The sequence below is a fragment of the Streptomyces sp. NPDC001515 genome (assembly GCF_053597115.1).
Genome location: NZ_JBSFHN010000075.1, coordinates 1 through 5,863 on the forward strand (window position 1 = coordinate 1; position 5,863 = coordinate 5,863).

The following is a 5,863-nucleotide window of genomic DNA, read 5'->3' on the forward strand; positions in this document are numbered from 1 at the left end:
GGGACGAGGCGTTGACGGACATGACGGAGGTGCTCCTCGCGTTGTCGACGTGCTCGATGGAGGGGAGAGGGGTCCGCGCCGGACGCGGCCCGGTCAGAGCGTGCTGCGGTACGGGGGCATGAACCGCATCCGCGGCATCTGGTCGGCCAGCACTCCCCCGTCGACGACGATCCGCGCGCCCGTGAGGTACGCCCCGGCGTCCGAGGCGAGGAGCAGCAGGGCGCCCACGCATTCGTCGGGCCGGGCGTAGCGGCCGAGGGGGATGCGCTCGCGGTACGCGGCCTCGAACGCCTCCCGGTCGAAGGGGAACGCGCCGTCGATGGGTGTCTCGACCATGCCGGGGGCGAGGGTGTTGGCGGTGATGCCGTGCGGGGCGAGTTCGATGGCCAGGGTCTCGGTGAGGAGCTGGGCGGCGGCCTTGGAGGCGTTGTAGTGGGCCAGGCCCGCCTCGGCTACGAGGGCGTTCTTCGAGGTGATGGTGATGATGCGCCCGGCCACGGAGTCGGCCGCCATGTGTTCGGCGACGCGCCGGCTGAGGAAGAAGACGGCGTCGACGTTGACCCGCATGATGTGCGACCAGCTCGCCGGGGTGATCTCGTTGAAGCGTTCCAGGGCGGCCGTGCCCGCGTTGTTGACGAGGATGTGCAGCGGTCCGGCCTCGGCGCGCAGCGTGTCGGCGAAGCCGGCCAGGGCCTCGGTGTCCGCGAGGTCCTGTCCGTACACCCGGCAGCGGCGGCCGAGCGCCTCGACGGCGGCGGCGGTCTCGGCGATGCCGTCGGCGCCGGGCAGGTCGACGAGGACCAGGTCGGCGCCCGCCTCGGCGAGGCCGGTGGCGAAGGACCGGCCGAGACCGCGCGCGGCCCCGGTGACGACCGCGGTGCGCCCGGTCAGGTCGAAGCGGTCGGTGCCGCGGGGCGGGACGGCTGCGGTCATGGCGGGTTCCTTCGCACGGGGAGGGGAAGAAGGGGGGCCGCCGCGCGGGAGCACAACAGGTGGAGTGCGCGGCGGCCCGTCTGCGGACCGGCGCCGGCACCGGGGGGATGGCCCGGTCGCCGGCCCGCAGGCTCGGGGGATCCGTCCGGTCAGGTGAGACCGAGCAGATCGAGGGAGGGGCGGTGGATGATCTCCTCGACGGCGTCCGCGTCCAGCGGCGGCAGCCCGGGGATGCCGGGGATCCGGGCGATCTCCCGGAGCCCCTTCACCGAGTCGTCGACCGTGGTGAACGGGTAGTCGCTGCCGAACAGCACCTTGTGGAAGACCCCGTAGTCCTGGACCAGCCGGAGGCTGTGCCAGAGCTGGAAGGGCCGGTAGTGCAGGGCGCTGAGGTCCGCGTAGACGTGCGGGTGTTTGCGGATGACCGCGATGCACTCGCCCTCGAAGGGGTGGCCGAGGTGGGCGAGGACCATGCGCAGTTCCGGGTGGCGGATGGCGACGGCGTCCAGGTGGCGGGGCATCGCCCACTCCAGCGGGGCGCTGGAGACGAAGGTGGTGCCGGTGTGCACCAGGAGCGGCAGACCGTGCCGTTCGGCGTACGCGTACAGCTCGTCGTACTCCTCGGCGGCCGGGTCGAAGCCGGCGTACATCGGCATGAGCTTGATGCCGCGCAGCCCCAGTTCCTGGTGGCCGTAGCGCAGTTCCTCCTGCCAGCCGGGCTGGGTGGGGTCGAGCGCCAGATAGCCGATGAGCCGGTCGGGGTGTTCTCCGACGTACGCGGCCACGGCGGCGTCGTCCACCCAGAGTCCGCTGCGGCGCGCCTTGCCGCCCACGACGATGGTGCGGGTGGAGTCGGGCGCGGTGGCGGCGTACTCCTCCCACGTCACCGACAGGTCGACCTCGCCGGCGTGGGCGCGGGCGGAGTCGGAGCTGAAGGGGTCGGTGAAGTCGTGGCTGTGCCGGAAGAGGTGGGAGTGGACGTCGACGATCATGTGCGGTTCCGCTTCTCCCAGCCGTCCGCGAACATGTTCCAGAAGCGGTGGCTGGGCGGGTGCTCCTCGAAGACCTCGTCGACGAGTTCGACGCCGAGGCCGGGGGCGGTCGGCAGGCCGATCCGGCCGTCCTTCATCGGGAGGGTGCCCTTGAGGGCGTCGAAGACGAAGGGCTCCAGGAGGCCGTCGAAGGTCTCCAGGATCGTGAAGTTGGGGATGCCGAGGGCCGCGTGCACCGAGACGGTGGTGCAGAGCGGGGAGTTGGAGTTGTGCGGGGCCACGAGCATGCCGTGGGTGTCCGCGATCGCGGCGAGCTTCCGGACCTCGGTGAAGCCGCCGGCCATGGAGAGGTCGGGCTGGATGATGTCGACGGCGTTCGTGGCGAAGAGCTGCTTGTACTCGTAGCGGTTGTGGAAGTGCTCGCCGCCGGAGATCGGGAAGGCGGCGCGCTGCCGCAGTTCCGCGTAGCGCTCGATGTGGGTCCAGGGCATCGGCTCCTCGAACCAGCCGATGTCGAAGGGCTCCAGTTCGCGCACCAGCCGGGCGGCGGTGGGCATGGCGAACCGGGCGTGGCCCTCGATGAAGAGGTCGGTGTCGGGGCCGATGGCCTCGCGGACGGCGGCCACCAGGTCGACGGAGCGGCGGAGTTCGGCGCGGTCCAGTTCGTGGAGTCCGGGGCCGAAGGGGTCGAACTTGAGGGCGGTGTAGCCCTTGGCGACGGTCTCCTTGGCCTTGGCGGCGAAGACCTCGGGCTCGCGTTCGCCGGTGTACCAGCCGTTGGCGTAGACGCGGACGTCGTCGCGGCAGGCGCCGCCGGTCAGCCGGTAGGCGGGGACGCCGAGTGCCTTGCCCATGAGGTCGTACATCGCCTGGTCGAGGCCGGAGAGGGCGACGCCGCCCATGTCGCCGCCGCGCAGGAAGTCGCCCTGGTAGACGCGGAGCCAGAGTTCCTCGATGTCGAAGGGGTCGGCGCCGATGAGGTGGCGGCGGGCGAGGGACTCGGTGAGGGCGCAGACCTCGCTCACCCGGTAGGGGTGGGTGATCTCGCCGATGCCGGTCAGGCCCTCGTCGGTGTGGACGCGTACGTAGCCGAAGTCGCGCCAGGAGGTGCCGAGCATCAGGGTCTCGACGCGGGTGATCCGGCCGGCCGGGCCGGCGGGGCGGGTGCGGTTGACGGTCAGCATCAGCGGGTCGCTCCGCCCATGGTCGAGGTGTTCTCCAGGTCGCGGGCGCCGCCCTCGGCGAGGACGGCCGTGACGGCGGCCTCGGTGCCTTCGAGGAGGCGGTCCACGTCGGCGTCGGTGTGCGCGTAGCTGATGTGGCTGCGCTTGAGGTTGAGCGGCAGCTCGAACAGGCCGTGTTCCAGGAGCCTGCGGCGGTAGCCGACGAAGAGCGAGGCGTCGTTGTCCAGCAGGTCCGCGTAGGTGCGGGGGGCGTCGCCCGGCATGAAGTAGGTGACGAAGACGGAGCCGTATCCGGTGACGACGGCGGGGACGCCGAGGCGTTCGTAGAGGGCGGTGAGTCCGGTGCGGACCCGGTCGCCGAGGCGGAAGACGTGGTCGTGGACCGGTTCCTCGCGGAGCTTGCGCAGGGTGGCGAGGGCGGCGGAGACGACGGAGGGGTGGCCGTTGTAGGTGCCGGCGAAGAAGGCGGGGGCGCCGGGGCGGGTGGAGAAGAGGTCCATGAGGTCGGCGCGGCCGCCGATGGCGCCGACGGGGGCGCCGTTGGCGATGGCCTTGCCGAGGGTGGTGAGGTCGGGGGTGACGCCGGAGATCTTCTGCCAGCCGCCGAGGTCGTGGCGGAAGCCGGTGATGACCTCGTCGAAGATCAGGACGCTGCCGGCCTTCGTGGTCTCCTCGCGCAGCGTGGTCAGGAACTCCTGGTACGGCAGGAGCGCGCCGACGTTGTGCGGGACGGGTTCGACGATGACGGCGGCGATGTCGTGGCCGTGCTCGGCGAAGGTGCGGCGGACGGCCTCGCTGTCGTTGAACGGCAGGACGAGGGTGGCGTCCAGGACCTCGGGGAGGATGCCGGTCGAGATCGGGTCGTGACCGCCGACCTTCTCGGGCGCGGAGATGACGTTGAGGCTGACCGCGTCGTGCCAGCCGTGGTAGCAGCCCTGGAACTTGACGACGAGGCGCCGGCCGGTGGCGGCGCGGGAGACGCGCAGCGCGTGGAAGGTGGCCTCGCTGCCGGTGCTGGTGAGCAGCACCTTCTCGATCGAGGGGATCAGCTCGGTGAGCTGTTCGGCGAGGAGGACCTCGCCCTCGGTGACGCCGACGCCGAGGTGGCCGAGGGTGGCGCCGGCCTCGGCGGTGGCGCGGGCGACGTCGGGGTCGTTGTGGCCGAGCAGCGGCGGGCCGAACGCCGAGTGGAAGTCGGTGTACTCGCGTCCGTCGGCGGTGCAGAACCGTGCGCCGTTGGTCCCGGTGACGACCAGGTCGGTCAGTCCGGGAACGCTCCGCTGGCCGCTGTTCACGCCGCCGGGCACGACCTGGCGGGCGCGTTCGGCGAGTCGGGCTCCGGATGCGTTGCCTACCGGGCCTGAACTCATATCGCTTGCTCCTTGCGTCGAGAGTCGTCGGTTGTCGCGGGCCCTGCCCGGCCCGTGAGTCCCTGGCGCCATCCGCCCGGCAGTCGCCGCAGGAAAGGGGTGATCCGTGGGTACTCGGTGGTGCGTTTCGCTTTTTCAGAACACTGTTCTGTAGAGCAGAACAGTGCCTGGATATTACGTCCGGCCCCGGAGGGGGTCAACCCCTTGTTCTGTCGGACGAAGGGCCGGGCTGCGGGCGCCCGTTGGGCCGAGGGGCACGTTTCGCGCCCCCGGAGGCACTACGCTGTTCTGCTATGACGAACAGTGCTGCCCCAGAAGAGCCGAAGTACTGGGTCAAGAGCGTGGCCAGGGCAGCGGACATCCTCGAAGTCCTCGCCGCCCCCTCCCAGGGCAACGGCCTCAGCGTCACCGAGGTCGGCCAGGCGTGCTCCATCTCCAAGAGCGCGGCCTTCGGCATGCTCCAGACCCTGCGCGCCTACGGCCTCGTCTCCGACGACGGCGAGGGCATGAACCGCCGCTACCGGCTGGGCATGAGCCTGGCCCGGCTCGGCGACCGGGCCAGGGCCCAGGTGTCGCTGCGCGGGGTCGCCCATCCGGTGCTGCGCGAGCTGAGCCGGACGACCGGTATGGCCTCCCGCCTCGCCGTTCCCGAGGACGGCCACGCGGTCGTGGTCGACCAGGTCGAACTCGACCAGCGCGTCCGGCTCGATCTGCGCATGGGCCAGCGGGAGCTGCCGCACTGCACCGGGCTCGGCAAGGCGCTGCTGTCGGCCGTGCCGCAGAGCGAGGCGGCCTCGGTCGTCGAGCGGTTCGGACTGCCCCGGCGTACCGCGCGGACCATCACCGACCCGGCCACGTTCCTGTCCCATCTGCGCGACATCGCCCGGGTCGGGTACGCACTGGACGACGAGGAGGACGCCGAGGGGATCATCTGCATCGGCGCGCCGGTCTTCGACGACCGTTCGGTGTGCGCGGGCGCCGTGTCGATCACGGGGCTGAAGCTCGGACTGCCGGCCTGGCGCTACCAGGAACTGGGCGGCCAGGTGCGCGACGCGGCGCGCCGGATCAGCCTGCTGCTGGGCTGGGTCGAGGAGCCGGAGGACGGACCGGCCGGCGGCGAGACACCGCATTCCGGCGGATTCGGGTCTTGACCGATCGGCTCAACCCCCCGTAGGTTCCCTGCCAACCGGGGTGACATTCCGCCGTCACCGGCGATTTACCCCGTCCGGTCCGCTTCCGGCGCCTGCCCACCGCGCCGTGAACATCCAAAGACCGATCCCTTTTCAGCCATCCGCCGTATGGCAGTCCACCGCAGGAACGCTCCCTCCCTCGTCGCACTTCTCGGAAGGCGAAGTCCGCATGAGCGTTCCGCACCACCCCACGT

Annotated in this window: 5 protein-coding genes; 1 reads left to right on the plus strand and 4 read right to left on the minus strand. The window is 71.3% G+C overall.

What is annotated here, in order from left to right:
* Window positions 1–93: 93 nt before the first annotated feature.
* From ACWCXC_RS37260 to ACWCXC_RS37275, 4 genes are all read right to left on the minus strand, one after another.
* On the minus strand, window positions 94–933 hold the full coding sequence (locus tag ACWCXC_RS37260; RefSeq protein ID WP_450685979.1) for an SDR family NAD(P)-dependent oxidoreductase: 840 nt from the start codon (window positions 931–933) through the stop codon (window positions 94–96).
* A gap of 149 nt (window positions 934–1,082) precedes the next feature.
* On the minus strand, window positions 1,083–1,925 hold the full coding sequence (locus ACWCXC_RS37265) for an amidohydrolase family protein (protein ID WP_450891798.1): 843 nt from the start codon (window positions 1,923–1,925) through the stop codon (window positions 1,083–1,085).
* The gene (locus tag ACWCXC_RS37270; RefSeq protein WP_450685977.1) at window positions 1,922–3,109 is read right to left on the minus strand and encodes a mandelate racemase/muconate lactonizing enzyme family protein; all 1,188 of its coding nucleotides are present in this window, start codon (window positions 3,107–3,109) and stop codon (window positions 1,922–1,924) included. Before ACWCXC_RS37270 ends, ACWCXC_RS37265 begins: the two co-directional genes overlap by 4 nt.
* Complete coding sequence (locus ACWCXC_RS37275) at window positions 3,109–4,479, minus strand: aspartate aminotransferase family protein (protein ID WP_450891799.1); 1,371 nt, start codon at window positions 4,477–4,479, stop codon at window positions 3,109–3,111. Before ACWCXC_RS37275 ends, ACWCXC_RS37270 begins: the two co-directional genes overlap by 1 nt.
* Window positions 4,480–4,772: 293 nt before the next feature.
* Here ACWCXC_RS37275 and ACWCXC_RS37280 point away from each other — a divergent pair, with 293 nt between their 5' ends.
* Complete coding sequence (locus ACWCXC_RS37280; RefSeq protein WP_450891800.1) at window positions 4,773–5,630, plus strand: IclR family transcriptional regulator; 858 nt, start codon at window positions 4,773–4,775, stop codon at window positions 5,628–5,630.
* The last annotated feature ends 233 nt before the right edge of the window (window positions 5,631–5,863 follow it).